The sequence below is a fragment of the Zoogloea oryzae genome (assembly GCF_030161255.1).
In the GTDB taxonomy this organism is placed as follows: Bacteria; Pseudomonadota; Gammaproteobacteria; order Burkholderiales; family Rhodocyclaceae; genus Zoogloea; species Zoogloea oryzae.
Genome location: NZ_BSPX01000034.1, coordinates 23,391 through 49,937 on the forward strand (window position 1 = coordinate 23,391; position 26,547 = coordinate 49,937).

Here is a 26,547-nt window from a genome sequence, read left to right on the forward strand (position 1 = left end):
TCCGGCGCAAGGCCCGGAATTATTCTGGAATCAGCAGCACGAATCGGGAAGCACGCTTTCCCGGCCAGAATAAAGACCGAAAGGAGTTTCAAAATGAAAACCACCGCCGCCTCCCTGGCCCTTGCCGGCCTGCTCGCCTTCACCGCTGCCGGCTGCGCCGTCACCCGCGAACAATCCACCGTCGGTCAGTATGTGGACGACGCCACCATCACCACCCGCGTCAAGGCCAAGTTTGCCGAAGACTCCACCGTGAGCGCGATGGCCATCAGCGTCGAAACCCTCAAGGGCGTGGTGCAGCTCTCCGGTTTTGCCAAGAGCAGCGCGGAACGGAGCAAGGCCGAAGATCTGGCGCGCGGCACCCCGGGCGTCGTGAATATCAAGAACGACATCGTGGTCAAGCCGTAACCGGCCTGCCGAAGGGCAACAAGAAAGAGGGGCGGAAGACCGCCCCTCTTTTCTTTTGGTGCCGGGCCATCTGCAAGAGGGCTGGCCCTGCGGTGCTGCGCGTTCAGTTGGTGCGTTCGGCGAGCGCCTGGACGAACTCGAGCAGTTCGTCCATCTGGAAGGACTTGTCGAAGAACGCCTCTGCGCCAAGGGCCAGACAGCGCGACTTGACGATCGGGTGGGCGTGATTGGAAAACACGACCGTCCGCGGCGCACCGAAATCGGCGGCGTTGCTCTGGATGGCGCCGAGCACCTTGAGTCCGGTTCCTGCGCGCAGCTCAAGGTCGACGATGGCGAGCTTGGGGCGGGTACTGCGGATCATCGAAATCGCTTCCGCTTCACTGGCGGCGGTGCCGACGACCTCGACCCGCTCGATGCCGCCCAGCATGCCGGACAGCAACTCGAGGAGCGCCGGGTTGTCTTCGACAATCACCGTGTTCAGCGATGTAGGGGCAGACGACATGCGGATAGCTCGGTACAAAAGTCGGTCAGAAACAGTGACAACTACGGTTCACAGGTTAGCGCCACGCGCGCCGTCTGTCTGTCGGCTACGTCCTACAGCGCCTCGGGCGGTCCGCCCACATTCCTGCCAGGGCAGCCGGGGCTAAGCTTTGGGCGTCCCCCGCGGTTTCCGCGGGGGCTCAACCAGGAACCGACCGATGCGTGCCTTGCCCTGCCAGCCCACCCCATCCGCAGCCGGGCGCCCAGCGACGGGGCGAGTTTGAGTCATGGGGATGGCCGACGCGCCCCGTCTTGATGCCGACGCGCCGTGGCTGGTGGTGGTCAACGCCGCCTCCGGCCGGCAGGAGGGCGACGCGATCGCCGCGTTGATCCGCGACACGGTGAGCGCCCGCGGGCATCAGGTGAGTGTGCGGCTCGTGACCCACGCCGAAGAACTCGAGCAGACGGCTCGGCAAGCGGCGGGGCAGGCTCGGGACCGCAATGGCCTGCTGGTGGCGGTGGGGGGCGACGGTACGCTCAACACGGTGGCCGCGGCCGCCCTCGAGGTGGGGGCCGCCTACTCGGTGATCCCCGGCGGGACGTTCAATTACTTCGGCCGCAACAATGGCTTTCCGACCGAACCCGAGGCGGCCATCCACGCCGTGCTGGGCGGCCGCCTGAGGCCGATCCAGGTGGGGCGGGTGAATGAGCGGATCTTCCTGGTCAATGCCAGTCTCGGGCTGTATCCCCAACTGCTGGAAGACCGCGAGTCCTTCAAGCAGCAGTGGGGCCGTAGCCGCCCGGCCGCCTGGGGCGCCGCGCTGCTGACCTTGCTGGGCCGGCATCGTCTGCATCGCCTCCATCTCCAGTCCGGCGACGTGGACAAGCACTTGCTCGCCTCGACGCTTTTCGTCGGCAACAATCGCCTCCAGCTGAGCGACATCGGCCTGCCGGAAGCCGGCGAGGTGGATGAGGGGCAGTTGGTCGGTCTGGTACTGCGCCCGGTTGGCCGCCTTGGGCTGGTCCGCCTGGCACTGCAAGGGGCGCTCGGCCGCCTCGCCGACGCCGAGGAGATCGAGCGGCTGGTCTTTCGCCGCTTGCGGGTGGCCCAGGGCGGGTGGTGGCGCAGGCGTCAGGTCAAGGTTGCGATGGACGGCGAGCAATACCTGATGCGGACCCCGCTGGTGTTCGAGGTGGCATCGCAGCCCCTGTGGCTGGTGGCGCCCGATCCGCCGCAGGACGAGGCGAGCGGATGAGCGTCATCCTCCAGATATCCGACACCCATTTCGGCACAGAGCAGCCGCCTGTGGTGGAGGCGCTGCTGGCCCTGGCGTGGCAGCTCCAGCCCGATCTGATCGTGCTGTCGGGCGATGTCACCCAGCGCGCCCTTCCGGCAGAGTTCGCCGCCGCCGCAGCGTTCGTGGCGCGGCTGCCAGCCGGGCCGCGGCTGGTCGTGCCGGGTAACCACGACATTCCGCTGTTCAATGTGCTTCAACGGGTGATCGATCCCTTCCAGGGCTACCGGCAGTGTCTTGGTTCGGCGCTGGAGGATTCACGCCGCTTGCCCGATGTGTTCGTGACCGGGGTGAACAGCGTGCGCGCCTGGCGCCACAAGCACGGCAGCCTGTCGCCCGAGCAGATCGAGGCCGTGGCGGAGCGGCTGCGCCGCGCGGGGCCGACGCCCATGCGGATCGTGGTGGTGCACCATCCGCTCGACGTGCATGACGCCGGTGATCTGGGCGACATCGTCCACGGCGCATCCGAGGCCGTGCGAGCGTGGGCGCGCGCAGGCGCTGATCTGGTGTTGTCGGGCCATGTGCATGTGCCCCTGTGCCGACCACTGGCCGTGCGTTACGGCCCGGAAGCGGGCGCCTGCTGGACGGCGGTGGCGGGCACCGCCACGTCTTACCGCATCCGGGGCGGGCATCCGAATTCGGTCAATGTGATCCGGGTCGACCGCTTTGCCGGGGAGGTCCGGCGCGTGCTGGAACAGCGGGATTACGACAGCGAACGGCAGGCCTTCCGTGTGGCGGCCACCCGCGATCTCTCCGATCGCGTGCTGACGGTCATCACCCGATAAGGGCGATGTGCCTGCGGCAGTGCTGCAGATAGCCCCGTTCGTGGCTGGCGAGGGCATCGACGATGGCCTGCCACAGCCATGACGGCGCATCCACCTGGCTGCTGCGGGAGGCGCGCAGGATGCCGTGCCAGGCCTTGCGCTGCGCAGCCGACATCTGCCGGGCGTGGGCATCGCCGACGATGCGCCCAAGGTAGGCGCCGATCTCGTCGATGGCGGCCGGCGGCATGTGGTCGGGCTCGATCTTGAGATCATGGGGCGCGAGTTCGCGCAGCACCATCGGGCGGTCGAGCAGGCGCACTGCGACCATGCGCTCGCCGAGGGCGGGGGAGAGCGCCATCGCCGCCGCCACGACCCGCTCGGCGTTATCCCGGGGCATGGCGGAGGAGGTGGTGCGTGGCGCGGCCGCCGGCGGTGCATCCTTGATGTCGAGCATGGCCAGGCGGGTGTGGCCACCTGCCTCGTCGATTTCAAGCAACACCGCGTAGCGGGGCCGCCCCAGACTGCTGCAACCCTTCACCCAGTAGGCGGCGTCGGCCATCCGTACCGCGTCGTCGGGGCGGGCGATGCCCAGGCCCACGGCGAGCGGGCCGAGGGCATCGGGCGACAGCAGCGCGGCGATCGCACGGCGCTCGGCCTTCGAGAGGGGCCAGAAGCGCTTGCCGAGGGGAATGTGCGGCTGCGTATGGGTGAGGTGTTCGCGCACCAGCTGCTTCCAGCTGCGCCCGATGGCCTCACGGAGGAGTGCCTTGATGGTCTCGGGGGCGTCCTTGTGGTGGGGGCGGCGGGTGAAGGCGCGGGCATAGCCGTCCAGCAGCGCATCGACCACCTTGACGCTGACGGCGCCCGGCAGGTTGGCGCTGCGGCAGGCGCTGGCGAGGGACAGGCCGAGGCGGATGAGGTCATGGGCCGGGTTGCCGATCACCGCCTGATCGAGATCGCGGATCACGACCTGGATCCGCCCGTCGGCACCCACCACCGGGCCGAGGTTGCCCACATGGCAGTCGCCGCAGATCCAGACGGGCGGCCCGGCCGGGATCGCGTCCTGGCTGCTTTCCTCCAGCCAGTCATAGAAACGCGCGGTGTTGCCACGCACGTAGGCGTGCGCCGAGCAGGCCATCTTGCTCCATCGCCGCTGCTTGAGCAGCGACGGCCGATCGCGGGGCCTGGGCGCCGCACGCACGGCTGAAACGCTCAGAGAAGCCAGCGTTGCGGTGCCGGATCGTCGCGCCCGCCACCGCTGCCGAGCACGATGCGATCGCCCTGCAGGTCGAGCTGGGTCACCGGAATGGCAATCTCCCCGGCGAGGCTGGCGTCCCGATCGTAGGTGGAGATCAGTGCAAAGCTGCTCCCGGTGTCGGTGCCGCGGATGATGGCGGTCAGGCGTCCGAGGGGCGTGCCGCGGATGGAGTAGACGTCGCGCCCGATGGCGTGGCTGTCGATGGCCGATGCCGACTTGTCGCCGGTGGTGGCCGAGACGAGTTCGATCGACGGGCGCTTGGCCGAGGACAGGGTCTGGGCGGTGATCGCGCCTGCGGCGAAGGCGGCAATCAGCAAGCCCGAAAGCAGGCCCAGCAGGGCAGGGCTGTGGCTGAGACGCTGAAGGCGGCGGATCGTGTGCATGATGACTCCCGATAGTGCGTGCGTAGTCGGCGGAAGGACTACGATGCTTCCATGATCTGCCCGTTTACACCCGGTAGCCAGTCGTTCAATGCCGATAGCGATGTAGGTGTTGTCCTACGTTTCTGGCGTTGGATGTAGGACGAGTCCTGCATCAATGTCAGACAGCGAAGACGGCCGGCCCAGTGGGTGTCCGATACAATTTGATCATTGAATCGTGGAGAACTCTCATGCTGCGTCTGGCCATCGTGGACGATCACAAAATCGTGCGGGCGGGTTTCCGGGAGATGCTCTCTGACGAGCTCGGGATTCGCGTCGAATTCGAGGCCGCCAGTGGCGAGGAGGCGATGCAGAAGCTGCGCGAGACCCCTTGCGACGTCCTGCTGCTCGACCTTTCGCTGCCCGGCCAGAGCGGGGTGGACGTGCTGCGCGCGGTGCGCCAGCGCTATGAATCCCTCAAGGTGCTGGTGCTGAGCGGTTTTCCCGAGGAGCGCTACGCGCTGCCGATGATCCGCAACGGCGCCAATGGCTATCTGTGCAAGGATTGTGAGCGGGATGAGCTCATCAAGGCGATCCGCACCGTGGCCCAGGGCCGCCGCTACGTGTCGGCACGGACGGCCGAGCTGATGGCCGACGATCTGGCCGGAGCGGGTAATTCGCTGCCCCACGAGAGCCTGTCCGAGCGCGAATTGCAGGTCTTCCTGCGCCTTGCCAAGGGCGAATCCGTGTCGAGCATCGCCGAATTGCTCAACCTCAGCGTGAAGACCGTGAGCACCTATCGTTCGCGGCTGCTCGAGAAGATTGACGTGAGCAGCAACGCCGAGCTGGCTGCCTACGCCCTACGCCACGGGCTGATGGTGGACTGATTCGGGTGGTGGAGGGCCATCCAGCAGGGGCATCCGGGCGTCGATGCGGGTGCCCTTGCCGGGGGCTGAGATCAGCGAGAAGTTGCCTTCGAACATCTGTACCCGGTGCTTCATCCCGGCCAGCCCGTGCCGGTTGAGGGTGGGGCTGGCGACGTCGAAACCATCGCCATCGTCGGCGATCCACAGGTGGATGTCGCTGCCCTTCACCTCCAGCCCCAGCTCCAGGTGGTGGGCGTTGGCATACTTGCGGATGTTGGTGATGGCTTCCTGAACGATGCGGAAGACGGCGAGGGCCTGCTGCTCCGGGCAGTGGATGTCCTTGTCGGGCAGGTTGAGCTTGAGTTCGTACTCGTGGCGCAGATCGTCCGACACGGCGCGCAGCGCCTCCACCAGTCCCAGCCCCTGCAGCAGCGGCGGGCGCAGGTCGTCGATGATGCGGCGCTTGATGGTGATGCCGGAGCCGATGGTGTCGATCAGGCGGCGGAAGCGCGCCTGGATGTCCGGGCTGCTGTTGGCGCCCAGGCTGCGCAGCAGCCAGCTCGCGTCCATCTTGGCGGCGGTGAGCAGGGCGCCCAGCTCGTCGTGCATCTCCCGGGCCAGCCGGGCCTTCTCGGCTTCGCGGCTGTCCGTGAGGTAGCTGGCCAGGTCAGACAGCTCCCGCGTGCGCTGCACGACGGTGGATTCGAGCACGTCGTTCTCGTGCTTGAGCAGTTCGGCGATCCTCGCCCGCAGCGCGGCCTGCCGCTGCTGCACGGCAAACAGCGCGATGATGAGGCCCAGCGCCCCCGCCGCCAGCGCGGTGACCGTGCGCTGGATGCTGCTGAGGCGCCGCACCGATTCCTCGACGACCTGATGGTTGCGCTCTTCCAGGCGCGCGCGGAGGGCGTCGATCGAGGTCCGGATCTGGTCCATGTAAGCCTTGCCCGGTCCGCCCGCGCCCTGCGAGATCAGCGGCGGAGGCTGGCCTAACCGGATGGACTCGTCGAGGAGCGAGCGCTTGAGCGCCACCAGGCCGCGGAGCATCTCGAACTCGGCGCGGTCGGGGCTGCCTTCAGGGAAATCCTGGCTCATCTTCTCCAGCAGCGGGCCGACCTCCTTCTCGCTCAACTCATAGGAATCGAGGTAAACCGGGTTGCGCCCGGACACCAGATAGCCTCGCACCCCCGTTTCGGCATTGAGCACCGCAACGAGCAGGGCGTCGATTCGGTCGAGCCGGGCCTTGTAATCCTGGGTGCTGCGCATGGCCTCGATGCCAAACTCCGAATGGAGCCGGCCGAAGGCGAGCAGGCTGATCACCGCCAGGCAGCCGGTGGTGACGAGGAGGTAGGACCACAGCTTGTGCGGTAGCAGCCGGGTGATCTGCTGGCGGAGGGGAAGACGGTCGGACGGCGGCATGGGCGGGGGCGGCATCGAAGGCTAGGCGGGAGTCTGCCAGACTTGCCAGACGCCGGCATGGTTGGCGGGGCAGGGCCGCCCGCGCCAGCCGGGTCCGGGGTGTCGCCGCGTCAGCTTCGGCCGCGCAAGGCGTTGATGAGGAAGCTGGCGATGGCCAGCACAATGAAGATGAAGAACAGGATCTTGGCGATCTCGACCGCGCCCGCGGCGATCCCGCCAAAACCGAACACGGCGGCGATCAGGGCGATCACGAAAAACACGACGGCGTAGTGGAGCATGATGGTCTCCCGGGGTGTTGGCGGATCAGCGCGGGGCTTCGTTCGCCTGGTTGGCGATCGACCGGCGAACCTTGTCGAGCTTGCGGCCGGAGCGCAGTTTGCGCATGTCGATCTCGTCCTCGATCCATTCGTTCCAGCCGCTGCGGGCTTCACCGCGGCGGGCGGCACGGACGGGACGGGTAGGGAACTCGATGTTGACGCGCTTCATGGCCTGCTCCTGTGCTGATCCGGTGGGGCAGTCTGGCCGGGATGCATGGCCCTCGCTGCATGCTTCCACTTTAGGCTGACGTGCTATGCGGGGCCGTCGGCGCGGGCCGAATGCGATGTGGGAATCGTCTTACGACGCGGGCGTGGGACGAAGGTCTCAGCCCTTCACGCAGACCACCTGGCGCAGGGTGTGGACGATCTCCACCAGATCGGCCTGGGCGGCCATCACCGCGTCGATGTCCTTGTAAGCCATGGGAATCTCGTCGATCACGCCGGCGTCCTTGCGGCACTCGACGCCTTCGGTGGCGCGCACCTGATCGGCCACGCTGAAGCGTTTTTTCGCCTGGGTGCGGCTCATGGTGCGGCCGGCGCCGTGGCTGCACGAGCAGAACGCCTCTTCGTTGCCGAGGCCGCGGACGATGAAGCTCTTCGCGCCCATCGAGCCGGGGATGATGCCCAGCTGGCCCCGGTGGGCGGCGACGGCGCCCTTGCGGGTGACGAGCACCTCGCGCCCGAAGTGGGTCTCGCGCTGCACATAGTTGTGGTGGCAGTTCACCGCCTCCACGTCGGCGGCGAAGGGCTTGGGGATGATCCGCCGGGCGGCGGCGACCACCGCCTGCATCATCAGCGCGCGGTTGTGGCGGGCGAAATCTTGGGCCCAGCCGACGGCCTCGACGTAGTCGTCGAAATGCCGGCTGCCCTCGCTGAAGTAGGCCAGGTCGCGGTCGGGCAGGTTGGCGATGTGCTGGCGCATGTCGTCCTGGGCCAGCGCGATGAACAGGTTGCCGATGGCGTTTCCCACCCCGCGGGAGCCCGAATGCAGCATGAACCACACCCGCCCGCCCTCGTCGAGGCACACCTCGATGAAGTGGTTGCCGGTGCCGAGGGTGCCCAGGTGCAGGCGGTTGTTGGTGCGTTCGAGCTTCGGGTATTTGCCGGTGATCCGCGCGAAACGCCCGGCAAGCTGGCGCCATTCGGCGTCGACGGCTGCCGGGGCTTCGTCCCAGGCGCCGGTGTCGCGGCGGCCGAAGGTCTTGCCGTGGGGCACGGCGGCTTCGATGGCGCTGCGCAGGGCGTGGAGGCTGTCGGGCAGATCCGCCGCGGTGAGCGAGGTGCGCGCCGCCATCATGCCGCAGCCGATGTCCACGCCCACCGCCGCCGGGATGATCGCGCCAACGGTGGGGATGACGCTGCCGATGGTCGAGCCCTTGCCCAGGTGCACGTCCGGCATCACCGCCAGATGCCGGAAAATGAAGGGCATCCGGGCGGTGTTCATCAGCTGCGTGCGGGCGTCGTCCTCGACGGGGACGCCGTGGGTCCATAGCCGGATCGGCGCGCCGCCGGGAACGGGGAGGATGTCGTGGGTGGGCATGGGCGGATTATCGCCGATCGCCCGCCACAAACTTGATCCAGATCCGGTTGGCGGGGCGCTTCCGGCCGTAAAGTAGGTGGTGGCTCGTTCGCGATCGGTCCGATGAAGATCCACCCGCTCGCCATTCCCCAAGCCCTCGCCAGCGTGCGCAGTTTGGCGCAGCTCGCCGCCGGCGGGCCCGAACCGAATCCGGAGCGTTCCCATGACCGCCGACACCTTTGAAACCCTCCCCGCCACCATGCGCGCGATGGTCCTCCACCGCCCGGGCGCGCCGCTGGTGCCGGAGATCCGCCCCGTCCCGCAGCCCGGCCCCGGTCAGGTGCTGCTGAAGGTCGAGGCCTGCGGCGTGTGCCGCACCGACCTGCATCTGGTGGATGGCGAGCTGCCCGACCCGGCGCTGCCCATCATCCCCGGCCACGAGATCGTCGGCCGGGTGGCGGGCCTTGGCGACGGGGTTGCCGGCTTCGCCCCCGGCCAGCGCATCGGCGTGCCCTGGCTGGGCTGGACCTGCGGCACCTGCCACTTCTGTGCCAGTGGCCGCGAGAACCTGTGCGACCACGCCCGCTTTACCGGCTACCAGATCGACGGTGGCTACGCTGAATTCACCGTGGCCGACGCCCGCTACTGCTTTCCGCTGATGGAGAGCGCGGCGCTGCCCTCGGCGCTGGAGCTCGCCCCGCTGCTGTGCGCCGGTCTGATCGGCTACCGGGCGCTGCGCCTGGCGGGGGACACGCAGCGGGTCGGCATTTACGGCTTTGGTGCGGCGGCCCACATCGTGGCCCAGGTGCTGCGCCACCAGCAGCGGCCCTTCTACGCCTTCACCCGCCCGGGCGATGGGGAGAGTCAGGATTTCGCCCGCCAGCTGGGCGCCGCGTGGGTGGGCGATGCCAGCCAGCGGCCGCCGGAGCGCCTCGATTCGGCGCTGATCTTCGCCCCCGCCGGCCCGCTGGTGCCGGCCGCATTGACGCATCTGGAGAAGGGCGGCGTGGTGGTGTGCGCCGGCATCCACATGAGCGACATCCCGGCTTTTCCGTACGCCGACCTGTGGGGCGAACGGATGATCCGCTCGGTGGCCAACCTTACGCGGCAGGACGGCATCGACTTCCTCGACCTCGCCCCCCGCGTGCCGGTGCACACCGCGGTGACCCGCTTTGCGCTGGCCGATGCCAACCTCGCGCTCGACACCCTCCGCCGTGGCGCGCTGCAGGGTGCGGCGGTGCTGGCGATGGATTGAATCAGGTCGCGTCGCGCAGCGCCCTGGCGAGGTTCTGCAGCGCGGTGCGCAGCCCCTCTTCGACCACCGGATGGTAGAAGGGCGCGGCGAGGGCGTCCGTCACGGTGTCGCCGCGCTGGATGGCCCAGGCGAGCAGGTGGGCGAGGTGCTCGGCGTCGGGCCCGAACAGTTCCGCCCCCAGCAGACGGCCGTCCGCCTTGCCGGCATACACCCGCAGCTCCCCCAGGTTGCGGCCCATCGTCCGGGCCCGACCCTGGTCGGCGAAGGACGCTGCGCCCTGGGCGAAGGCCACGCCGCTGCGGGTGAGGTTGGCGTGGCTGGCGCCCGCGATGGCCATCTGGGGATCGGTGAACACGATCGTCAGGGGCGTGCGACGCGCCGCCGGGCGCACGTCGGGATAGCGGCCCGCGTTGTCGCCGGCGATGCGCCCTTCGTCGGCTGCCTCGTGGAGGACGGGACGATCGTCGTCCGCGTCGCCGGCGATGAACACCGGCGTGTCGCCGATCTGTCCGGTGGCCGGATCGAAAGCCGGCCTGCCCCGCGCGTCCAGCGGAATGCCCGCCTTGTCGAGATGGAGCCCGGCAAGCGCAGGACGGCGGCCGGCGGCGGCGAGCACGAAGGCAAAGCGTTCGCGGCGCCCGTGGCCCCGCTCATCCTTCCAGGTGACGACCACGCCGTCCCCGTCGCGGTCCACCTCGGGTTCGCCGACATTGCCGCTGTAGGGCAGGGTCGCGTTGATCCAGCCCGCAACCGCGGCCTGCAGGGCCGGGTCGGTCAGCGGGCCGACCCGTTGGCTGCGACCGAACAGCCGCACCCGCACCCCGAGCCTGTGCAGCGCCTGGGCCAGCTCCAGCCCAACCACGCCGGTGCCGACCACAGCCACCGACTCGGGCAGGGCGTCCCACTCGAACACGTCGTCGTTCACCACCAGCCGGTCGCCCAGGCGCTCCCGCCAGCCGGCCGGCACCGCGGGCGTGGCGCCCGTGGCGATGATGATGCGTGCCGCTTCGACGGACGTGTCGGCCACCCTCAGCTGGCCGGGCGCCTCGAAGCGGGCGGCCCCGGATAGCTTGTGGGCGTCGGGCCAGCCATCCACCGTGTCGAGCACGAAGCCGACAAAGCGATCCCGCTCGCGGCGCACCCGCGCCATCACTGCCGCGCCGTCGATCTTCAGGCCGGCGACGGTGACGCCGAAGGGCTCGCCGGTGGCCACGGCGTGGGCGTGATCGGCGGCCGCGATCAGCAGCTTGCTGGGCATGCAGCCGACGCGGGCGCAGGTCGTGCCGTACGGGCCTTGCTCGATCACCACCACGCGGTCGGTGTGCTTGCGGGCAGCCTTGTAAGCGCTCATGCCGGCCGAACCGGCGCCGATGATCGCGACATCCACCTTGAGAGAATTCATGGAGAGGGCTCCTGTGGGGCGACGGGGGTGTCCCGCCGGGTCTGCACGTACAACACGCACGCGCCGTAGAGGAAGATCTGCGCCGACGCGTAGCACCACACCAGCACGGCGGCCAGCGAGCCCGCGGCGCCGTAGGCCGAGGCGACACCCGCGTGGGTGAGGTAGGCGGCGATCAGGTAACGCCCGATGGCAAACAGCACCGTGACCACCAGTGCCGCTGGCAGCGCATCGAGCCAGCGCGTCCGCCCCGGTGTGAGGCGCGCCAGGAGCAGCGCGAACAACGCGGCGCTGAAGGCATTCATGAGGGTCAGGTCCACCAGCCCGGCGGCGATGTCGAGCCCCGGCATGTCTTTCCCAAGCCACGCTACCGCCGCGTGCATCGCGGCCTCGGCGAGCAGGGTCACGCCCAGCAGGAAGCCCACGCCGAGCGCCAGCGCGAGCCCGCTCAGGCGCCCGACGATCAAGGTCGACGTGGCCGAGCGGGCGACGGGCCGCACGTCCCAGATCGACGCCAGCGCCGCCTTGAGTTCGAGGAAGGTGACGCTCGCCCCCAGCAAGGTGCTGCCCATCGCCAGCCACGCGGCGGCGCCGCTGGCCTGGAGCCGTTCGAGCGCATTGCGGGTCATCGCGGCGATCACCAGGGCCTCCTCCGGGCCGAGCATGCGCTGGATGTACTCACCGATGGCGTTCCGGGCGGTGGCGGTGCCCAGCAGTACGGCAATCCCCGCCGTGATGACGACCAGCAGCGGGGCGAGGGAGAACACCGTATAGAAGGCCAGCGCCGCGCCGTGCCGGGGCGCATCGCGCTCGACAAACACCTTGGCCGCAGGCCACAGGGCGGCGGGTAGCGTGGCGAGGCGCGACGCCCGCCGCGCAGGCGCGGTTGGGGAGCGGGTAGGGGGCATGGCACTCAACCCTGCTGAAGCGACCAACGCGGAGGCGTTGGCATCACGCAGCCATTATGGGCGGATTGGCTGACGACGCCAGCGGGCCTCGCTGACATCCGCGTAGGACTCGTCTGGCGCGGCGCGCTGGCTGTGGGTGCTGTCCTACGCGTGTTCTCGCGTCAGTCCGACAGCCTCGGGCGTGCGCTCCGGTTGAAATGACGACAGGCAGACTGGCGAATGGAGCAGGACGCGGCGGTGCCGAAGGAGGAAACTGGTCAGGGTTCGAGGTCGACGCTGTCGACGAGATCGGGAATCCGCAAAACCACCTCACCCGGCGTGAGCCGGGTGAATGCAGTGAGCAGCGTCTCATCCGCCGTGACCGAGTAACCCATCGACCAGTTGCGGAACAGACGGGGGCCGGCAAACGGCGTGGAGAGCAGCTCGGTGAACTGATGATGGCGCTCATCCTGACGAAGTTTCCGTACCAGATCGAGCACGGTGTCGTCGGCCCCTTCGATGTACTGGAAAAAGCGCCAGCCGTCGAAGACCAGGATGCCGGTGATGTTCGCGTTCCGGTTGTTCTTGCGTGAAACCTGAACGATTTCGTACACCCGGGTGAGGCTGACCTCAGGGCGGATGCAGCTGAGATAGGCGTACTGGTAGAGGTTTTCCATTGAATTATCGTTCGGCGCAGTGAGTCCGGAGGAAATCTAGCGCGTCTGGCGAATCCTGGGTACGTCATAAGACATTGTGGTTGAGCGGTGTTTCTGATCTGTACAGAACCTTGTCCAGGAAATGGACAAGGGTGTGATTGTCAGGGGGGAGTCATGAGCGATACGTCTTGTGCGGCGTGCCCGTTGCGGGCGCAGGGGGGCTTCACGCAGGTCAGCGATGCGGAGCTGGCCTTCATCGAGAAATTCCGCCGGCGGGAATCCACCCTGGGGCCGGGCGAGGCGATCCTGCGGGAGGGCGAGTCCTCCAGCCTGCTGTTCACCCTGCGGGCGGGCTGGGCATTCCGGTTCCGCAGCCTGCCCGACGGCCGCCGGCAGATCCTCAATTTCCTGCTCCCCGGCGACTTCATCGGGCTCCAGGCGGAGCTCTCCGGCCAGGTGCCCCACGGTGTCGAAGCGCTCACCCCCGTGCGCCTGTGTGTCTTCCCCCGTGACGAGCTGTGGGATCTCTACCGTGGCTTTCCGGGGCTCGCCTACGACCTCACCTGGCTCAGCGCCCACGAGGAGCTGATCGTCGACGAGAACCTGCTCGGCGTTGGCCAGCGCAGCGCCATGGAGCGCATCGCCATGCTGCTGGTCCATCTCTACAAGCGCGCCCGCAGCGTGGGCGAGGGGGATGAATCCGGCGTCAATTTTCCCCTGAACCAGCAACACATCGCGGATGCCCTGGGCCTGTCCCTGGTGCATACCAACAAGTCGCTGCGGCGTCTGCACGCCTACGGGCTGCACGAACTTTCTGCCAATCGTCTGCGCATCCTCAAGGTCGAAGCACTGCAGCGGCTCGCAGACTATTACGCCTTGCCGTTGCGGGCGCGTCCCCTCATCTGATCACCGAGATGCTCACTCCCCATGAAGACATTCCGATGCAGCCAATGTGACCAGCCGGTCTATTTCGAGAACACCGCCTGCGCCGCCTGCGGGGTGGCGCTCGGCTACCTGCCCTCCGAGGCGGCCATGGCCGCCTTCGAAGCCGCGCCGGAAGGCCCCTGGAAGGCGCTTGGGAAACGCGTCACAGGTAAGTGGAAGCCCTGCGCCAACTACGCCGGCCCGCAGGTCTGCAACTGGATGGTGCCCGCCGACGACCCGGCGGCCCTGTGTTCCTGCTGCCGGCAGACCGAGGTGATCCCCACCCTGGAGAAGCCCGACAACCGCCTTTACTGGGCGCGCCTGGAGGCGGCCAAACGGCGCCTCTACTACGCCCTCGATACCCTGGGCCTGGATCGGCCGGGCCTCGCCGAGGACCCGGAGCGTGGCCTGCGCTTCCAGTTTCTCGAGGCCGTCGAAGGCGGCGACCCGGTGCTCACCGGCCACGACAGCGGCTGCATCACCGTAAACATTGCCGAGGCCGACGACGCCGAACGCGAGGCACGCCGGACGGCGATGGGCGAGCCCTACCGCAGCCTGCTTGGGCACTTCCGCCACGAGATCGGCCACTACTACTGGGATGCGCTGGTGGCTCAGGGCGGCTGGCTCGAGCCATACCGCGCCCTTTTCGGCGATGAGCGCGCCGACTACGCAAAGGCGCTCGAGACACACTACAGGGACGGCCCCCGCCCCGACTGGCCAGCGCATTTCATCAGCGCCTATGCCGCGTCCCACCCCTGGGAAGACTGGGCCGAAACCTGGGCCCATTACCTGCATGTGGTCGACGCTCTGGATACCGCCGACCACTGGGGGCTTCACCTGGACGGCTCAGCCGAGGGCCCGGCCGCCGCCGACCCGGGCGAGTCCTTCAGCAAGCCCTTCCGGGAGCGCCTGACGTTTGCGTGGCTGCCGCTCTCGCGCTTTCTCAACAGCATGAGCCGCAGTCTGGGGCATGGCGACGTCTATCCCTTCGTCCTGCCTGACCCCGTCCTCGACAAGCTGACCTTTGTGGATGAGGTGGTGCGCAGCGCGCACTGCGTGGCCTGGCGCGACTGGCCCTCCGACCCACGGGAATGATGCTCCGACTCAAATCCTGATTGCCCGCCGGCGCCCGATCGTGAGGATGTGATGAAACCCGTCTCCCTGTTTTCCCAGCATCTGTGGCGCCGCTTCTGGGCCATCGCCTCGCCGTACTGGCGGGGCGAGCAGCGCCTCCGGGCGTGGGGCCTGCTCCTCGTGCTGGTGCTGCTGATGCTGGCCGAAACCCGCCTCGCGGTGATGCTCAACGCCCAGACCGGCGAGTTCACCTCGGCCCTCGCGGGTGGCGACCGGGATCGCTTCTGGACGGCGATCCGCACCTGCCTGCTGGTGCTGGCGGTCTTCGTGCCGGTGCACGCCTTGTACTACTACGCCCGTGACTACATGGGCATCCACTGGCGGCGCTGGCTCACCTACAGGCTCCTTGGCCGCTATTTCGCCCGGCGCCGGTATTACCGGCTGGGCATCAGCGACGAGATCGACAACCCCGACCAGCGCATCGCCGAGGACGTGAACGTCTTCACCCAGCGGTCGCTCTTCTTCCTGCTGATCGTCATCGGCTCGCTGATGCAGCTGGTGGCCTTCAGCCATGTGCTGTGGTCGATCTCGCCGAAGCTGGTGTATTTCCTCGCGGCCTACGCCACCGTCGGCACCGCGCTTGCGGTTGGCGTGTTCGGCATGCCGCTGATGCGGCTCAACTTCCTGCAGCTGCGGCGCGAAGCCAACCTGCGCTACGGCCTCGTGCGGGTGCGCGAGAACGCCGAATCCATCGCGTTCTATGGTGGCGAGGCGCCCGAGCTCCAGCAGATCAAGGGGACGTTCGCCGCGGCGTATGCCAACTACCGCAGGTTGATCCGCAAGCAGTTCGGTCTCAACTTCTTCCAGCAGGCCTACAGCCAGCTCACCGTCGTCCTGCCGAGCATCATCATTGCCGACGCCGTGCTGTCGGGCGAGGTGGAGGTCGGGCGCGCGATCCAGGCCGCCGGCGCGTTTGCGGTGGTGCTCAGTGCGGTCTCGTTGATCGTCGAGAACTTCGAGAGCCTCAGCCGGTTTGCCGCCGGCATCGACCGGCTCGACACCCTCGCCCGGGCGCTCGAATCGGAGCCGGGCGCCGGCCCGTCCGAGCGCCGCATCCGCAGCAGCGACGGCAGCACCCTCGCGGCCCGCCACGTCACCGTCGAGACGCCCCAGGGCGAGCAGACCCTGGTCACCGACCTCAACTTCGAGCTGCCCACCGGCGGCGGGCTGCTGATCGTCGGCCCCAGTGGCTGCGGCAAGAGTTCGCTGCTGCGGGCGATCTCGGGCCTGTGGAACAGCGGCGAAGGCGAGATCCAGCGTCCGCCCGACATCGACACCCTGTTCCTGCCCCAGCGGCCCTACATGCAGATCGGCAGCCTGCGCAGCCAGTTGCTCTACCCGCGCCCAAACCGGGATGTGGACGACGCCCACCTCGCCGAGGCGCTGGAGGCCGTGCAGCTTGGCGGGCTGATCGAACGCTGCGGCGGACTCGACCAGGAGCTCGACTGGTCGCGGGTGCTCTCCATCGGCGAGCAGCAGCGGCTGGCCTTTGCCCGGCTCCTCCTCATCAACCCCCGGGTGGCGATTCTCGACGAGGCCACCAGCGCCCTCGACAGCGCCAACGAAGCCGTGCTCTACCGTCGCCTGCGCGAGCGCAACACCACCATCGTGAGCATTGCCCACCGGGAATCCCTGCTCACCTACCACACCCAAGTGCTCGAACTCACCGGCGATGGCGGCTGGCGCCTGCTGACGCCCGACGAATTCAGGCGGCGGAACGACGTCGATACCCCGGCACCGGCGGTGGTGGTGGTCTGACCCGTCGCGGCGCAAACGAAGCCGACCCGATCCCTCTGATGGCCTGTCCGATGTGCTGCATCGGGCAGGCCATTTCCTTTTTCAGGATTCCCACACGGCCGTAAGCGCATTCTCACATTCCATTCGGATGGGGCCGACTGCCCGGAAAAATGCGCACCGCTAAAGTAGAACCATGCAGAAACCACTGCATCACCGCGAAACAGGGCCTCAGCCCGGATCGCAGATCAACCCGAAAAGGAGAAGCACCATGAACCGCGACATCATCGAAGGCAACTGGAAGCAACTCAAGGGCAAGCTCAAGGAACAGTGGGGCAAGCTCACCGACGACGACATCGACGTGATCGAAGGCAAGCGCGAAGCGCTGGCCGGCAAGATCCAGGAACGCTACGGCATCACCAAGGACGAGGCCGAAAAGCACGTCAAGGAATGGGAAAAGAAGTTCGACGCCTGATCGTCGCGCCCTGAACCCAACCCCAACCCAGGAGAACCGCCATGCTGCACTACGCCGTCGTCTTCTTCGTGATCGCGCTGATCGCCGCCGTTTTCGGTTTTGGCGGGATCGCCGCGGGTGCGGTGGGAATCGCGAAGACCCTCTTCTTCATCTTCCTGATCCTCGCCATCGTGAGTTTCATCTTCAACGGCGCTCGCGGTAAGGGGTAAGCCCGCCGCCAGCCGAGGAAAGTCGGGGGCAGATCGAAAGGTCTGCCCCCGGCTTCTTGCGTGCCCGGCGGGTTTCCGCGCGGGCGGCCAGGGCAAAACTCAGGGCTTGGCAGGCGTCTCCCGGCGGTGGGCGAGGAGGGCGGCGCACGGCGTGTCTTCCGCGCCGCCGGTCTCGATGAGGGCAAGCAGGGCCAGGGGCGGGGAGATCAGCCCCAGCGCCACCGCCCCGGCGATCCGCGACCCCAGGGGGATCGGTTCCGGCCGGACCACCGGCGCGGCAAAGCTGCCGCCGAGATACAAGGGCCCGCGCAGGGCCAGCAGGCTGCCGTCCTTCGGTTCCGTCCGCAGATGCAGGTCGAACTGCTCGTCGCGCAGGCTGATCGTGCCCTGGCCGATCACCCGGCTGCGGGTCGTGTCGAGCACGAGGGTGCGCGGCTTGAGCACGCCGCCGCTGGCCGTCATGTCGCCCACCAGGCAGCGGATGTCCTCCTTCTGGCCTCCCGACAGCCAGGTGAGCAAGGCATTGGCCACGTCCAGATTGGCCAGCCGCACCAGCAGGCGGTTGGTGCTGCCGCCGGTCATCGCCACCGCCACCTCGCCGTCGGCGCTGCCCAGCAGCTCGGCCACCGACTGCCCCCGCATGGCGAGTTTCGCCTGGCCGCCCAGGAGCCCCGACGTGAAGTTGCGCGATTCGGTGCCAGGCATCAGTTCGCGCAGCTGCAGCCGGGTGGCGCGCACATCCAGCACGGCCTTGGCAGGCTGACTGCGGGCGTCGAGTTCCAGCCGCCCATCCACCTTGCCCTTGGCCAGCCCCAGCCGCAGGGGCGCCAGGGTGACGCGACGGTCATCGATGCGCAGATGGCCTTCCGCCGCCTCCAGGGGCAGGCCGGTGTTGCGGATGTCGTCGATGGCGAAATCCACATCCACATTGGCCGCCGCGATCTTCTCGAAGCCAAGGGCGCGGGACGGCAGCACCTTGCCCGGCCGTGGCGCAATCTCCTGCCCCGACGTGGCGCGGGCGCCGATGAAGCCCGACAGATCCGACAGATCCAGGCGGCGCGAGCGCAGGCGTCCCTCCAGCCGCTGGGGCCGGGTGCTGCGATCGACCTGGAAGGTGCCACGCAGATCGCTCGACCCGACCAGGCCGTCCAGCTCGTCGAACTGCCAGCGCTGGCCGCTGTGCATCAGGTGCCCGGCGAGCCGATAGGGCGGGGTGGCGGGCAGCGGCACACCGGTCAGGGCATAGAGCGGCGCGAGGCTTGGGCCGGCGAGGGTGAAACGGATGTCCAGCCCGTCGAGGTCCGGCAGGTTTGCGGCGCTGCCGGCCACGCTGAAACGGGTGGCGCCGATGTTGCCGCTGGCCTCCACCGGATAGGGCCTGGCGCCATCGAGATAGCCCTCGACGCTCCCTGCCTTGCCCCGGATGTCGAGGGCCTCGCCCTGCCAGCGCCCGGTGGCGCTGAAGCGCAGCGCGCCGCCCGTGTCGTCGCTGGCGACGCGCAACTGCACGTCGGTCCGTCGCGAGGGCAGACGGGCGGAGAGCACGCTGTCGCGGATGCGGATCGTGCCCAGGCGCAGCACGGGTGCGCTGCCGCCTGAGTCCTTGCCGAGCAGCCAGTTGCCTTTGCCGTCGGCGTCTTCTTCAAGGTGGATGTTGGCACCGTCCAGCTCGATGCCGTCCAGCATCCACTCGCCCCGCAGCAGGGCGCGCAGGTCGACGGAGAAACTCAGCCGCCCGACGGCAGCCAGATGGGGCGCCTTGCCCCCGGTGACATTCGCCACCGACAGCCCGTCGGCGCTGAAGCTCGGGTGCAGGCTCCACGGCCGGACCGACAGCGGCCCGGTGATCCGGAAAGTCCGCTCCAGGCGGCCGCTCACGATGTGCTCGATCGGCCGGCGCAGCAGGTTCCAGTCGAACAGGGCGACGCCGAGCCCAATGACGGCGAGGGTCGCCGCGGCGGTGCGCAGGCGTCGTCGGCGGCGCGTGGAAGGGGAGGCGGATGAGGGCATGGCGGTGGTACCAGACGTATACAGCTCACATCTTATGCACGTCCGTCCGGCACCGGTGTCGGTGCCGGACGAGCCCGTTGTCGGAATCCTCCTTCAGTATGACACGGCACAACCCGCCATCCGGCGGGCCTGGCGCGGCTGACGTGCCGCGCCGCCCCCGCGCCCCTCCCACGCCGCCGACGGTCGATTCCTACATTGCATTCGGCGCTTGTCGGACATATCGGCCCCCGGCCCACGCATAAAGTGAAGCCATGGAAACGCGGACGTCAGCCTTCAAACGACAGACGAGTTTCCTCAAACCCCAGAACTTCAGGAGAACGCCATGAAACAGCCCGTTACCCGAATCCTCGTTGCCAGCCTGCTGGCCCTCGCCACCGCCTCCTCGGTGTATGCCGCTGACAAGATGCACGCCGAGAAGACCGACAAATCTGCCGCCGCGCAGTATGTCGATGACGCCTCGATCACCGCGAACATCAAGGCCAAGCATGCCGAAGACAAGTCGGTCCGGGTGACGGCGATCGGCGTCGAAACCAAGAACGGTGTCGTCCAGCTCTCCGGCTTCACCCCGTCCAACACCGAGAAGGCGCGTGCCGAAGAGATCGCCAAGACGGTGCCCGGCGTGAAGTCGGTGAAGAACGACATCATCGTCCGCGCCAACTGATCGTGACCTGAGCCCGCCCGGCAATGTCGCCAGCGGCGGGCCTGCTGCCCCCAGAAAAACCGACAGGAGATTGTCATGAACACCATCGAATCCACCCCCGCCAGCACCTCCACCCCGGGCAGCCTGCGCCAGGTTGCGAGCGAGCTTCAGGACAACGCCCGCGACGCAATCCCGGGTGTCCGCCGCCAGGTGGACGCCGCCGCCGACGCCACCCGCGATGCCGCCTCCAGCCTGATCGACAACCTGCGCTCGGCGGCCAAGGATGCGGCCGGCGTGCTGCGCCGCGACGCCCACCACTCGAAGGACGCGGCCGAGCGCTACATCGGCAGCAACCCGTGGCGCGCCGCCGCGATCATCGGCACAGTCGGCCTGCTGCTCGGCGCCGTGCTCACCCGCCGCCGCTGAACCGGGTCGTGCAAGACCCTCAGGCACCGGCCCCGGCAGCTGTCGGGCCGGTGCACCAAGACAACAACAGGAGCCCCACGATGAAGCACCGAACCCTTCCCCTGGCGCTGGCCCTGGTCCTCGGACTGGGCGCCTGCACGACGATGACCGATACCCAGCGCAACGCCGGCCTGGGCGCCGTGGGTGGCGCAGTGGGCGGCGCCCTCATCGGCAAGGCCACCGGCAGTGACAAGGTGGGGCGCGATGCGGCCATCGGGGCAGGCCTGGGCGCCCTCGGCGGCTATGTGTGGTCGCAACGCATGGAGGCCCAGCGCCAGGCCATGAGCCAGGCCACCGCCGGCACCGGCGTCGAGATCAGCCGCACCGCCGACGACCAGCTCAAGTTGGAGATTCCCAGCGACATCTCCTTCGACGTGGGCCGCAGCGACATCAAGCCCGACATGCGTCCGATCCTCGCCCGTTTCGCCCAGACCTTGAAGGACAACCCGGCGACCGCCATCCGCATCGTCGGCCACACCGACAGCACCGGCGGCGAGGCCGTGAATCGCCCCCTGTCGCTGGACCGCGCCATGAGCGCCCGGGATTTCCTCGTGGACCGTGGCGTTGCCGCGTCGCGCGTGGGCGTCACGGGGCGCGGCGAGCAGGAACCGATCGCCAGCAATGCCACCGAAGCGGGCCGGGCGAAGAACCGCCGGATCGAGATCTTCGTGGGTGAGCCGGGCAAGTAAGCCCGCAGGCAGGAGGGGTCGAATCATGCGTGGCGTCAGCCTTCATCCAGGGGAGCCCGCCTGGGCGCCCCCCGGACAATGGGACTGGACGGTTGCCCTGTCCTTCGTCGGCACCGTCCTCCTCAGCGTCGGCATGCTCTTCTCGAACGTGGTCTTCGGTCATTCCGGCGAGCAGCGCTGCGCCGCCGACACCGCGCGCCTGCACCGGATGATCGGTCCGGTGGCGTGGCATGTCGCCAGCCCCTGTCCAACCCCGCCCCGAGGCAGTCGTTGATCGACCCGGCTGGGGGCGACGCTCGTCCTCGTCCGATCATCGACCAGCCCTCTCCCTGTGCTCCATCTCCCGGGCCGGCAGCTCCTTCGTGGGCTGCTTTTTCTTGGCGCGTAAGACCTCACCTACGCCAACTTCGGCCATCCCCTGACGAATCGGAAAATCAGCATTCACTAAACTACAAATGAGGAAACAGGGTGCGGCGCATCCCCAGGCGGATGCGCAACGCGCCGCTTCAGACGGATAGAACTCAGGAAGACGCTGCCATGGATGCCCAAGCCCCCACACCCCTCCGGGTGGTCTTGATCGAAGATTCGGCCGTATTGCGTGACTTGCTCACAGCCATGCTCGGTGGGATCGAACATGTCGAAATCGTCGGCACGGCCGACAGTGAAGTCGATGGACTGCTCGTGCTCAAGCGCGAACGACCCCACCTCGTCATCGTGGATCTCGAACTTCGCAACGGCACCGGCATGGGCCTGCTCGCCGCCCTGCACGCCACCCCCGAGCGCTTCGGCACCCCGCGTACGGTGGTGTTCTCGAACCACTCCCACGCCGTGGTCCAGGCCAAGTGCCGGATGCTCGGCGCTGCGGCCTTCTTCGACAAGTCCTTCCAGATGGACGAGCTGCTCAGTTTCATCGAGGGCGAGGCCGGCGCGCACGCCCTTGCCCTCGCCTGAACAGGCCCCCGCCGCCACGCCGATAGGATTCGTCCGACATCGCGCTGCTGTCCTCTCCGACATCGAAGCACCTGCCGCCGGCCCATCATGGATGCATGACGGTGGTGGATGCCGCAAGGCCCCGCCGGACCGTCTCCGATCCCCAACCCATCAGGAGAATGTCATGGCCAAGGCAACCCCCGGCGATTCCGCCTTCCTCACCGACGTGAAGACCCTGCGCGCCCGCGCCCGCAAGCAGATCGAAGACGGCGCCCTCACGCCCGACTACGAGCTCGACCCGGACCAGGCCATCCACCTGCTCAACAACGCCCTCGCCACCGAACTGGTGTGCGTGCTGCGCTACCGCCAGCACGCCATCGCCGCCACCGGCATCCACTCCGAGCCCATCGCCGCCGAGTTTCTGGTGCATTCCAACGAAGAGCTGGCCCACGCCGATCTGCTCGCCAAGCGCATCGTCCAGCTGGGCGGCACCCCGATGATGGACCCGGCCGGCCTCACCGAGCGCAGCCACGCCGAATACGTCGCCTGTGACGACCTCAAGCAGATGATCCGCGAGAACCTCGTCGCCGAACGCATCGCCATCGAAAGCTATCGCGAGCTGATCCGCTTCTTCGGCGACAAGGATTCCACCACCCGATCGATGCTCGAAGGCATCCTCGCCACCGAGGAAGAACACGCCGACGAGCTGGCCGACCTGCTCGAATGATCGCTGCGGCCTGCCTGCGGCTGTGCTGCGGGGGCGGCTTCCATGGCCTGTCCCAGCGCTCCATCTGTAGGTCGGACTTCAGTCCGACACAAACACCCGCCCAAGCCCCGATGTCGGACTGAAGTCCGACCTACAGGGTGGGTGGTGGGGGAGCGTGAGGGGCGGGAGGAGGCGTTGCCCGCGTGCGATGCGATTGATGTCTCGCGCCTGTCTCCAGGCCCCTGGCGCCTATCCCAGCGCCCCTCGCGACTATCTCCGGGATACTCGCGACCCTCTCCCGGATAGGCGCACCATGCCCGGAGTCCCGCGCTTGGGGCGGAAAGTCCCAGGTCTGGTGCTTCGGGATACAGGGGGTCTGTCGTCCGGATAGGCGACCCCGGTCTTTTTGTCCCTCGCGTGGGGCAAAAAGACCAAACCCCGGGGCTTTTAGAGTGACGTGCCCTATCCGGGCGACACCGGGGCGGTGTCCTAAAGTCTCTCGCCTGGGGCTTTGGGAGTGAGGTGTCCATTCCTGGAGTGCCAGATCTGGGGCTTTGGGATGGCCGGCCGGGGCTTGGGGAAGGTCGGGCCGGGCCTGGGGATGGGAGCGCCGGTCCCGGAGCAGGACCGGCGGTGGATTGAGCGCCTGCCCCGGGCCACCGGGGCTGCCCCGCCGGTGGGCGAGGCACCGGCTGCGGGCGGCGATCAGGCCTCCGGTTTGCCCGCGTCGCGGGGCTTGCGGGAGAGGCGGATCTGCATGGCTTCCTTGAGGGAATCCAGCGCGGTGCCCTTGCCGGCGATCTTGGCGAAGCGGTAGCCGTCGAGGGCGGCGCTCATGATGTCGCTGCCCAGGGCCAGTTCGGTGTCGTCAGCGCGGTCGGTGAGGGTGCGCAGGCGCTGCAGGCGGGGGCGCAGGGCGTCGAGGGCGGCCAGATCGAGGCGGTATTCCTCCAGCGAGAAATCGCCCGGCACCATGCCGGGGTTCTGGCGCAGCACCATCTCGGTCTGGCGGCAGAAGGCCTCGGATTTGTCGCCCATCTTGAGGGCCTGGTGGCGCTGCTCGGGGCTGAGCACGATGAGCCGGTCGAGCTTGGCTTCAAGCACCGCCAGGGCGCCGTCAATGGCGTCGAGTTCGGCCGGGCTGAATTCGAGGGATACGAGGTTTTGATTCATCTGATGTCTCCTGGGTGTGGATGAAAAGCGGTCTGGATGACGAAGGTTTTAGCTTCATGTCATTTAAGGGGTGCGATGATATCCCAATCAGATGATTTTGGAGTGGGCTGGGGTGCCCTCGGTCGGTGCCGTCTCACCGGACGTTCGGCGCTCACGGGTGACGACATCCGGGTGCGCAGGGGCCGGCGTGATGCGCTGGCCGAATACGCCGCCGTGGCGTGCGTGAGGGCGCTGATCGCCACGCCATTGGGTTCTGGTGGAATCGTCCCAGGGGCGGTGTCAGCCCCGCGCTGGCGCCGAGGGGGCGGAAGCGGGCGCCCGGATGTGTTAAAAACCCGCCTTCCCCCGTCTCACCAATCACCCGATGTCGCTTCCGCCCGCCTTGCTGCGCACCCTCGACCGTCTTCGTCCGCTGCTGGCGCGCCTGCGTCGGCCTACGGGGCGCGAGCTGCGACGGGGGGCGCTGGGCGTGGTGCTGGCTTTCGTGGCCTATGTGCTGGTGCTGATCCCCTTCACGCCGGGCATCGGCGACATCCGCAAGGCCAAGGTGGAGCAGCCGGCGCGGGTGCTGTCGGCGGATGGCAAGGAGCTGGCGGTGTTCAAGTGGGCCAACCGGGAATGGGTGGGGCTGGCGGACATCTCGCCGCAGGTGACGGCGGCGTTGATCGCCACCGAGGACCACCGCTTTTATGAGCACCACGGCATCGACTTTTACCGCCTGGGCGGCGCCATGCTGCGCACCTTCTCGGGCGACAAGCAGGGCGGCTCGACGCTCACCCAGCAGCTCGCCCGCAACCTGTTTCCCGATGAAGTGGGGCGCGCCCGCTCCATCAACCGCAAGCTGAAGGAGGCGATCACCGCACTGAAGATCGAGGCGGTGTATTCGAAGGACGAGATCCTCGAGACCTACCTCAACACCGTGCCCTTCCTCTACAACGCCTGGGGCATCGAGATGGCGGCGCGCACCTACTTCGACAAGCCCGCCCGCAGGCTGGATGTGCTGGAGGCCGCCACCCTGGTGGGCATGCTCAAGGGCAACAGCTACTACAACCCGGTGATCAACCCCGAGCGTGCCGTGGCCCGCCGCAACACCGTGCTGGCCCAGATGGTGAAGCGCGGCAAGCTCGACGAGGCGCGGCTGGACGCCCTCCAGAAAAAGCCCCTGCGCATCGACTTCGAGCGCCAGCTGGAAGCCCCGGGCCCGGCCCCCCACTTTGCCCAGCAGGTGCGCAAGTGGCTGATCGGCTGGGCCGACCGCAACGACTACAACATCTACGCCGACGGGCTGGTGGTGCGCACCACCATCGACGCGCGCCTGCAGGCCCAGGCCACCCAGGCGGTGATCCGCCGCGGCAACCAGCTGCAGGGGCTGGCCGATCAGGCCTGGGCCGGGCGCAAGGGTTGGGCCGGCAGCCCCGAGCTGGTGTCGGCATTCATCCGCGAATCGAAGGAATTCCGCGCCGCCGTGGCCGCCGGCCAGACGCCGGAGGATGTCGAGGCCCGCCTTGCCGCCGACAAGGCCTTCATCGACGCCCTGCGTCGCGACAAGACCCGCGTGCAGGTGGGCTTCGTCGCCATCGACCCGCGGGGCGGGCAGGTGCGCGCCTGGGTGGGCAGCCGGGATTTCGTGCAGGACCCTTTCGACCACGTCCAGCAGGCCCGCCGCCAGCCCGGCTCCACCTTCAAGCCCTTCGTGTATGGCGCGGCCTTCGACAAGGGCATGCGCCCCGACGACACCCTGATCGACCAGCCGGTGGACATCGTGCTGCCCAACGGCGAGCGCTGGCAGCCCACCGACGAGGCGCCCCCCAGCGGCAAACCCATGACGCTGCGCGACGGGCTGGTGTATTCCCGCAACCGCATCACCGCCCAGCTGGTGGAAAAGGTGGGCGCCGACCGGGTGGCCAAGCTCGCCCGCGCCATGGGCGTGCGCCAGAGCCCGCTGGAGGCGGTGCCGTCCCTGGCCCTGGGCACCAGCCCGGTGACGCTGCGCGAGATGGTCGCCGCCTACACCACCATCGCCAGCGGCGGCGAATACCGCGAGCCGATGTTCGTGGCCCGCATCGAGGACCGGGATGGAAACGTGCTGGCCGAGTTTGCCCCGGCCGCGCCCGAGAAGGCCCTCGACCCTGCCGCGGCGTGGACGCTGCTCGACGTGATGCGCGGCGTGGTGGACCGGGGCACCGGCGTGGCGATCCGCAACCAGTTCGGGCTCTCCGCCGACCTCGCCGGCAAGACCGGCACCACCCAGGACAACACCGACGGCTGGTTCATCCTGATGCACCCGCAGCTGGTGGGCGGCGCGTGGGTCGGCTTCAACGACAACCGGATCACCCTGCGCAGCGACTACTGGGGCCAGGGCGCCAAGAGCGCGCTGCCCATCGTGGGCGACGCCTTCCACTACGCCCTGCGCAACCGGCTGGTGGATGGCAAGGCGCGCTTCGTGTCGAAGGAGACGCCGGGCTTGTTCCGGCGCGGCTGGAACTGGGTGACCGGGCTCTTCGCCAGCGCCGAGCCCGAGGCGCCGCCCCCCGAACCCCGCCGCAGCCGCCGTGCGGCCCGGCCGGATGCGCCGCCGCCGG

General features: G+C 68.3%; 29 protein-coding genes. 17 read left to right on the forward strand and 12 right to left on the reverse strand.

Translation table 11 applies throughout. From position 1 onward, the window contains the following. Positions 1–93: 93 nt before the first annotated feature. Entirely contained in the window at positions 94–405 is a 312-nt protein-coding gene (locus tag QQK25_RS12200; RefSeq protein WP_153163262.1) for a BON domain-containing protein, read from the forward strand. A gap of 103 nt (positions 406–508) precedes the next feature. On the opposite strand, the gene QQK25_RS12205 is transcribed toward QQK25_RS12200, so the two are convergent. Further along, positions 509–907, reverse strand: a complete 399-nt coding sequence (locus tag QQK25_RS12205; protein WP_153163261.1) for a response regulator — start codon at positions 905–907, stop codon at positions 509–511. 265 nt (positions 908–1,172) lie between these two features. Here QQK25_RS12205 and QQK25_RS12210 point away from each other — a divergent pair, with 265 nt between their 5' ends. Together QQK25_RS12210 and QQK25_RS12215 are read left to right on the forward strand one after the other, a co-directional pair. After that, positions 1,173–2,141, forward strand: a complete 969-nt coding sequence (locus tag QQK25_RS12210; protein ID WP_284188181.1) for a diacylglycerol/lipid kinase family protein — start codon at positions 1,173–1,175, stop codon at positions 2,139–2,141. Further along, the gene (locus tag QQK25_RS12215) at positions 2,138–2,965 is read left to right on the forward strand and encodes a metallophosphoesterase family protein (RefSeq protein WP_284188182.1); all 828 of its coding nucleotides are present in this window, start codon (positions 2,138–2,140) and stop codon (positions 2,963–2,965) included. The genes QQK25_RS12210 and QQK25_RS12215 overlap by 4 nt, the downstream gene beginning before the upstream one ends. On the opposite strand, the gene QQK25_RS12220 is transcribed toward QQK25_RS12215, so the two are convergent. Beyond that, on the reverse strand, positions 2,955–4,145 hold the full coding sequence (locus QQK25_RS12220) for a DUF2252 family protein (RefSeq protein WP_284188183.1): 1,191 nt from the start codon (positions 4,143–4,145) through the stop codon (positions 2,955–2,957). The two genes, QQK25_RS12215 and QQK25_RS12220, sit on opposite strands and share 11 nt — an antisense overlap. Before the next feature lie 11 nt (positions 4,146–4,156). Then, complete coding sequence (locus tag QQK25_RS12225) at positions 4,157–4,585, reverse strand: PRC-barrel domain-containing protein (protein ID WP_284188184.1); 429 nt, start codon at positions 4,583–4,585, stop codon at positions 4,157–4,159. Between the two features lie 227 nt (positions 4,586–4,812). Here QQK25_RS12225 and QQK25_RS12230 point away from each other — a divergent pair, with 227 nt between their 5' ends. Beyond that, on the forward strand, positions 4,813–5,448 hold the full coding sequence (locus QQK25_RS12230) for a response regulator (protein WP_284188185.1): 636 nt from the start codon (positions 4,813–4,815) through the stop codon (positions 5,446–5,448). On the opposite strand, the gene QQK25_RS12235 is transcribed toward QQK25_RS12230, so the two are convergent. From QQK25_RS12235 to QQK25_RS12250, 4 genes are all read right to left on the reverse strand, one after another. After that, the gene (locus QQK25_RS12235) at positions 5,422–6,858 is read right to left on the reverse strand and encodes a sensor histidine kinase (RefSeq protein WP_284188186.1); all 1,437 of its coding nucleotides are present in this window, start codon (positions 6,856–6,858) and stop codon (positions 5,422–5,424) included. The genes QQK25_RS12230 and QQK25_RS12235 overlap by 27 nt on opposite strands. Positions 6,859–6,953: 95 nt before the next feature. Further along, positions 6,954–7,121: a DUF1328 domain-containing protein gene (locus QQK25_RS12240; protein ID WP_284188187.1), complete on the reverse strand. Its 168-nt coding sequence runs from the start codon at positions 7,119–7,121 to the stop codon at positions 6,954–6,956. Positions 7,122–7,146: 25 nt separating this feature from the next. Beyond that, entirely contained in the window at positions 7,147–7,329 is a 183-nt protein-coding gene (locus QQK25_RS12245) for a hypothetical protein (RefSeq protein ID WP_153163253.1), read from the reverse strand. Between the two features lie 156 nt (positions 7,330–7,485). Further along, positions 7,486–8,700: an RtcB family protein gene (locus tag QQK25_RS12250; protein ID WP_284188188.1), complete on the reverse strand. Its 1,215-nt coding sequence runs from the start codon at positions 8,698–8,700 to the stop codon at positions 7,486–7,488. A gap of 202 nt (positions 8,701–8,902) precedes the next feature. Between QQK25_RS12250 and QQK25_RS12255 the strand changes: the two genes are divergently transcribed. Continuing rightward, a complete protein-coding gene (locus QQK25_RS12255; RefSeq protein WP_284188189.1) occupies positions 8,903–9,934 on the forward strand; it encodes a zinc-dependent alcohol dehydrogenase family protein in 1,032 nt (343 codons plus the stop codon). Position 9,935: 1 nt separating this feature from the next. Here QQK25_RS12255 and QQK25_RS12260 read toward each other — a convergent pair whose 3' ends face one another. The 3 genes from QQK25_RS12260 to QQK25_RS12270 all read right to left on the reverse strand — a co-directional run bounded on the left by QQK25_RS12260 (position 9,936) and on the right by QQK25_RS12270 (position 12,897). After that, positions 9,936–11,336 (reverse strand): dihydrolipoyl dehydrogenase, encoded by a 1,401-nt coding sequence (locus QQK25_RS12260; RefSeq protein ID WP_284188190.1) that lies wholly within the window; start codon positions 11,334–11,336, stop codon positions 9,936–9,938. Then, positions 11,333–12,241 carry a YihY/virulence factor BrkB family protein gene (locus QQK25_RS12265; RefSeq protein ID WP_284188191.1) on the reverse strand — a complete coding sequence of 303 codons (909 nt, stop codon included), beginning with the start codon at positions 12,239–12,241 and terminating at the stop codon, positions 11,333–11,335. Before QQK25_RS12265 ends, QQK25_RS12260 begins: the two co-directional genes overlap by 4 nt. 257 nt (positions 12,242–12,498) lie before the next feature. After that, positions 12,499–12,897, reverse strand: coding sequence for a BLUF domain-containing protein (locus tag QQK25_RS12270; protein WP_284188192.1), 399 nt, complete (start codon positions 12,895–12,897; stop codon positions 12,499–12,501). A gap of 153 nt (positions 12,898–13,050) precedes the next feature. Between QQK25_RS12270 and QQK25_RS12275 the strand changes: the two genes are divergently transcribed. From QQK25_RS12275 to QQK25_RS12295, 5 genes are all read left to right on the forward strand, one after another. Continuing rightward, the gene (locus QQK25_RS12275) at positions 13,051–13,782 is read left to right on the forward strand and encodes a Crp/Fnr family transcriptional regulator (protein ID WP_284188193.1); all 732 of its coding nucleotides are present in this window, start codon (positions 13,051–13,053) and stop codon (positions 13,780–13,782) included. Positions 13,783–13,803: 21 nt separating this feature from the next. Further along, positions 13,804–14,895, forward strand: coding sequence for a zinc-binding metallopeptidase family protein (locus tag QQK25_RS12280; protein ID WP_284188194.1), 1,092 nt, complete (start codon positions 13,804–13,806; stop codon positions 14,893–14,895). Between the two features lie 51 nt (positions 14,896–14,946). Then, positions 14,947–16,692: an ABC transporter ATP-binding protein/permease gene (locus tag QQK25_RS12285; RefSeq protein WP_284188195.1), complete on the forward strand. Its 1,746-nt coding sequence runs from the start codon at positions 14,947–14,949 to the stop codon at positions 16,690–16,692. Positions 16,693–16,939: 247 nt separating this feature from the next. Continuing rightward, complete coding sequence (locus tag QQK25_RS12290) at positions 16,940–17,143, forward strand: CsbD family protein (protein WP_153163245.1); 204 nt, start codon at positions 16,940–16,942, stop codon at positions 17,141–17,143. 41 nt (positions 17,144–17,184) lie between these two features. Beyond that, positions 17,185–17,352 (forward strand): DUF1328 domain-containing protein, encoded by a 168-nt coding sequence (locus tag QQK25_RS12295; RefSeq protein WP_284188196.1) that lies wholly within the window; start codon positions 17,185–17,187, stop codon positions 17,350–17,352. A gap of 99 nt (positions 17,353–17,451) precedes the next feature. Here the strand turns inward: QQK25_RS12295 and QQK25_RS12300 are convergent, their stop codons facing one another. Continuing rightward, entirely contained in the window at positions 17,452–19,362 is a 1,911-nt protein-coding gene (locus tag QQK25_RS12300) for an AsmA family protein (RefSeq protein WP_284188197.1), read from the reverse strand. Between the two features lie 322 nt (positions 19,363–19,684). Between QQK25_RS12300 and QQK25_RS12305 the strand changes: the two genes are divergently transcribed. The 6 genes from QQK25_RS12305 to QQK25_RS12330 all read left to right on the forward strand — a co-directional run bounded on the left by QQK25_RS12305 (position 19,685) and on the right by QQK25_RS12330 (position 22,813). Then, complete coding sequence (locus tag QQK25_RS12305; protein WP_153162929.1) at positions 19,685–20,023, forward strand: BON domain-containing protein; 339 nt, start codon at positions 19,685–19,687, stop codon at positions 20,021–20,023. Positions 20,024–20,098: 75 nt separating this feature from the next. Then, positions 20,099–20,428, forward strand: a complete 330-nt coding sequence (locus tag QQK25_RS12310) for an ElaB/YgaM/YqjD family protein (protein WP_284188198.1) — start codon at positions 20,099–20,101, stop codon at positions 20,426–20,428. 80 nt (positions 20,429–20,508) lie between these two features. Continuing rightward, positions 20,509–21,156 carry a YiaD family glycine zipper/OmpA-like lipoprotein gene (locus QQK25_RS12315; RefSeq protein ID WP_153162927.1) on the forward strand — a complete coding sequence of 216 codons (648 nt, stop codon included), beginning with the start codon at positions 20,509–20,511 and terminating at the stop codon, positions 21,154–21,156. Positions 21,157–21,181: 25 nt separating this feature from the next. Further along, the gene (locus tag QQK25_RS12320; RefSeq protein ID WP_284188199.1) at positions 21,182–21,430 is read left to right on the forward strand and encodes a hypothetical protein; all 249 of its coding nucleotides are present in this window, start codon (positions 21,182–21,184) and stop codon (positions 21,428–21,430) included. A 263-nt stretch (positions 21,431–21,693) separates the two neighbouring features. Beyond that, entirely contained in the window at positions 21,694–22,107 is a 414-nt protein-coding gene (locus QQK25_RS12325; RefSeq protein ID WP_153162925.1) for a response regulator, read from the forward strand. Positions 22,108–22,270: 163 nt separating this feature from the next. Beyond that, positions 22,271–22,813, forward strand: coding sequence for a ferritin-like domain-containing protein (locus QQK25_RS12330; protein ID WP_284188200.1), 543 nt, complete (start codon positions 22,271–22,273; stop codon positions 22,811–22,813). Positions 22,814–23,497: 684 nt separating this feature from the next. Here the strand turns inward: QQK25_RS12330 and QQK25_RS12335 are convergent. Further along, the gene (locus tag QQK25_RS12335; RefSeq protein ID WP_284188201.1) at positions 23,498–23,965 is read right to left on the reverse strand and encodes a hypothetical protein; all 468 of its coding nucleotides are present in this window, start codon (positions 23,963–23,965) and stop codon (positions 23,498–23,500) included. 364 nt (positions 23,966–24,329) lie between these two features. Between QQK25_RS12335 and QQK25_RS12340 the strand changes: the two genes are divergently transcribed. Beyond that, on the forward strand, positions 24,330–26,547 hold a 2,218-nt coding region (locus QQK25_RS12340; RefSeq protein WP_284188202.1), incomplete at its 3' end, for a penicillin-binding protein 1A.

Excerpts from the sequence above, each read along its gene's own strand:
- QQK25_RS12200 (WP_153163262.1), top strand. The coding sequence starts at position 94 with ATGAAAACCACCGCCGCCTCCCTGGCCCTTGCCGGCCTGCTCGCCTTC.
- QQK25_RS12205 (WP_153163261.1), bottom strand. The coding sequence starts at position 907 with ATGTCGTCTGCCCCTACATCGCTGAACACGGTGATTGTCGAAGACAAC.
- QQK25_RS12210 (WP_284188181.1), top strand. The coding sequence starts at position 1,173 with ATGGGGATGGCCGACGCGCCCCGTCTTGATGCCGACGCGCCGTGGCTG.
- QQK25_RS12215 (WP_284188182.1), top strand. The coding sequence starts at position 2,138 with ATGAGCGTCATCCTCCAGATATCCGACACCCATTTCGGCACAGAGCAG.
- QQK25_RS12225 (WP_284188184.1), bottom strand. The coding sequence starts at position 4,585 with ATGCACACGATCCGCCGCCTTCAGCGTCTCAGCCACAGCCCTGCCCTG.
- QQK25_RS12230 (WP_284188185.1), top strand. The coding sequence starts at position 4,813 with ATGCTGCGTCTGGCCATCGTGGACGATCACAAAATCGTGCGGGCGGGT.
- QQK25_RS12235 (WP_284188186.1), bottom strand. The coding sequence starts at position 6,858 with ATGCCGCCCCCGCCCATGCCGCCGTCCGACCGTCTTCCCCTCCGCCAG.
- QQK25_RS12240 (WP_284188187.1), bottom strand. The coding sequence starts at position 7,121 with ATGCTCCACTACGCCGTCGTGTTTTTCGTGATCGCCCTGATCGCCGCC.
- QQK25_RS12245 (WP_153163253.1), bottom strand. The coding sequence starts at position 7,329 with ATGAAGCGCGTCAACATCGAGTTCCCTACCCGTCCCGTCCGTGCCGCC.
- QQK25_RS12250 (WP_284188188.1), bottom strand. The coding sequence starts at position 8,700 with ATGCCCACCCACGACATCCTCCCCGTTCCCGGCGGCGCGCCGATCCGG.
- QQK25_RS12255 (WP_284188189.1), top strand. The coding sequence starts at position 8,903 with ATGACCGCCGACACCTTTGAAACCCTCCCCGCCACCATGCGCGCGATG.
- QQK25_RS12260 (WP_284188190.1), bottom strand. The coding sequence starts at position 11,336 with ATGAATTCTCTCAAGGTGGATGTCGCGATCATCGGCGCCGGTTCGGCC.
- QQK25_RS12265 (WP_284188191.1), bottom strand. The coding sequence starts at position 12,241 with ATGCCCCCTACCCGCTCCCCAACCGCGCCTGCGCGGCGGGCGTCGCGC.
- QQK25_RS12270 (WP_284188192.1), bottom strand. The coding sequence starts at position 12,897 with ATGGAAAACCTCTACCAGTACGCCTATCTCAGCTGCATCCGCCCTGAG.
- QQK25_RS12275 (WP_284188193.1), top strand. The coding sequence starts at position 13,051 with ATGAGCGATACGTCTTGTGCGGCGTGCCCGTTGCGGGCGCAGGGGGGC.
- QQK25_RS12280 (WP_284188194.1), top strand. The coding sequence starts at position 13,804 with ATGAAGACATTCCGATGCAGCCAATGTGACCAGCCGGTCTATTTCGAG.
- QQK25_RS12285 (WP_284188195.1), top strand. The coding sequence starts at position 14,947 with ATGAAACCCGTCTCCCTGTTTTCCCAGCATCTGTGGCGCCGCTTCTGG.
- QQK25_RS12290 (WP_153163245.1), top strand. The coding sequence starts at position 16,940 with ATGAACCGCGACATCATCGAAGGCAACTGGAAGCAACTCAAGGGCAAG.
- QQK25_RS12295 (WP_284188196.1), top strand. The coding sequence starts at position 17,185 with ATGCTGCACTACGCCGTCGTCTTCTTCGTGATCGCGCTGATCGCCGCC.
- QQK25_RS12300 (WP_284188197.1), bottom strand. The coding sequence starts at position 19,362 with ATGCCCTCATCCGCCTCCCCTTCCACGCGCCGCCGACGACGCCTGCGC.
- QQK25_RS12305 (WP_153162929.1), top strand. The coding sequence starts at position 19,685 with ATGAAACAGCCCGTTACCCGAATCCTCGTTGCCAGCCTGCTGGCCCTC.
- QQK25_RS12310 (WP_284188198.1), top strand. The coding sequence starts at position 20,099 with ATGAACACCATCGAATCCACCCCCGCCAGCACCTCCACCCCGGGCAGC.
- QQK25_RS12315 (WP_153162927.1), top strand. The coding sequence starts at position 20,509 with ATGAAGCACCGAACCCTTCCCCTGGCGCTGGCCCTGGTCCTCGGACTG.
- QQK25_RS12320 (WP_284188199.1), top strand. The coding sequence starts at position 21,182 with ATGCGTGGCGTCAGCCTTCATCCAGGGGAGCCCGCCTGGGCGCCCCCC.
- QQK25_RS12325 (WP_153162925.1), top strand. The coding sequence starts at position 21,694 with ATGGATGCCCAAGCCCCCACACCCCTCCGGGTGGTCTTGATCGAAGAT.
- QQK25_RS12330 (WP_284188200.1), top strand. The coding sequence starts at position 22,271 with ATGGCCAAGGCAACCCCCGGCGATTCCGCCTTCCTCACCGACGTGAAG.
- QQK25_RS12335 (WP_284188201.1), bottom strand. The coding sequence starts at position 23,965 with ATGAATCAAAACCTCGTATCCCTCGAATTCAGCCCGGCCGAACTCGAC.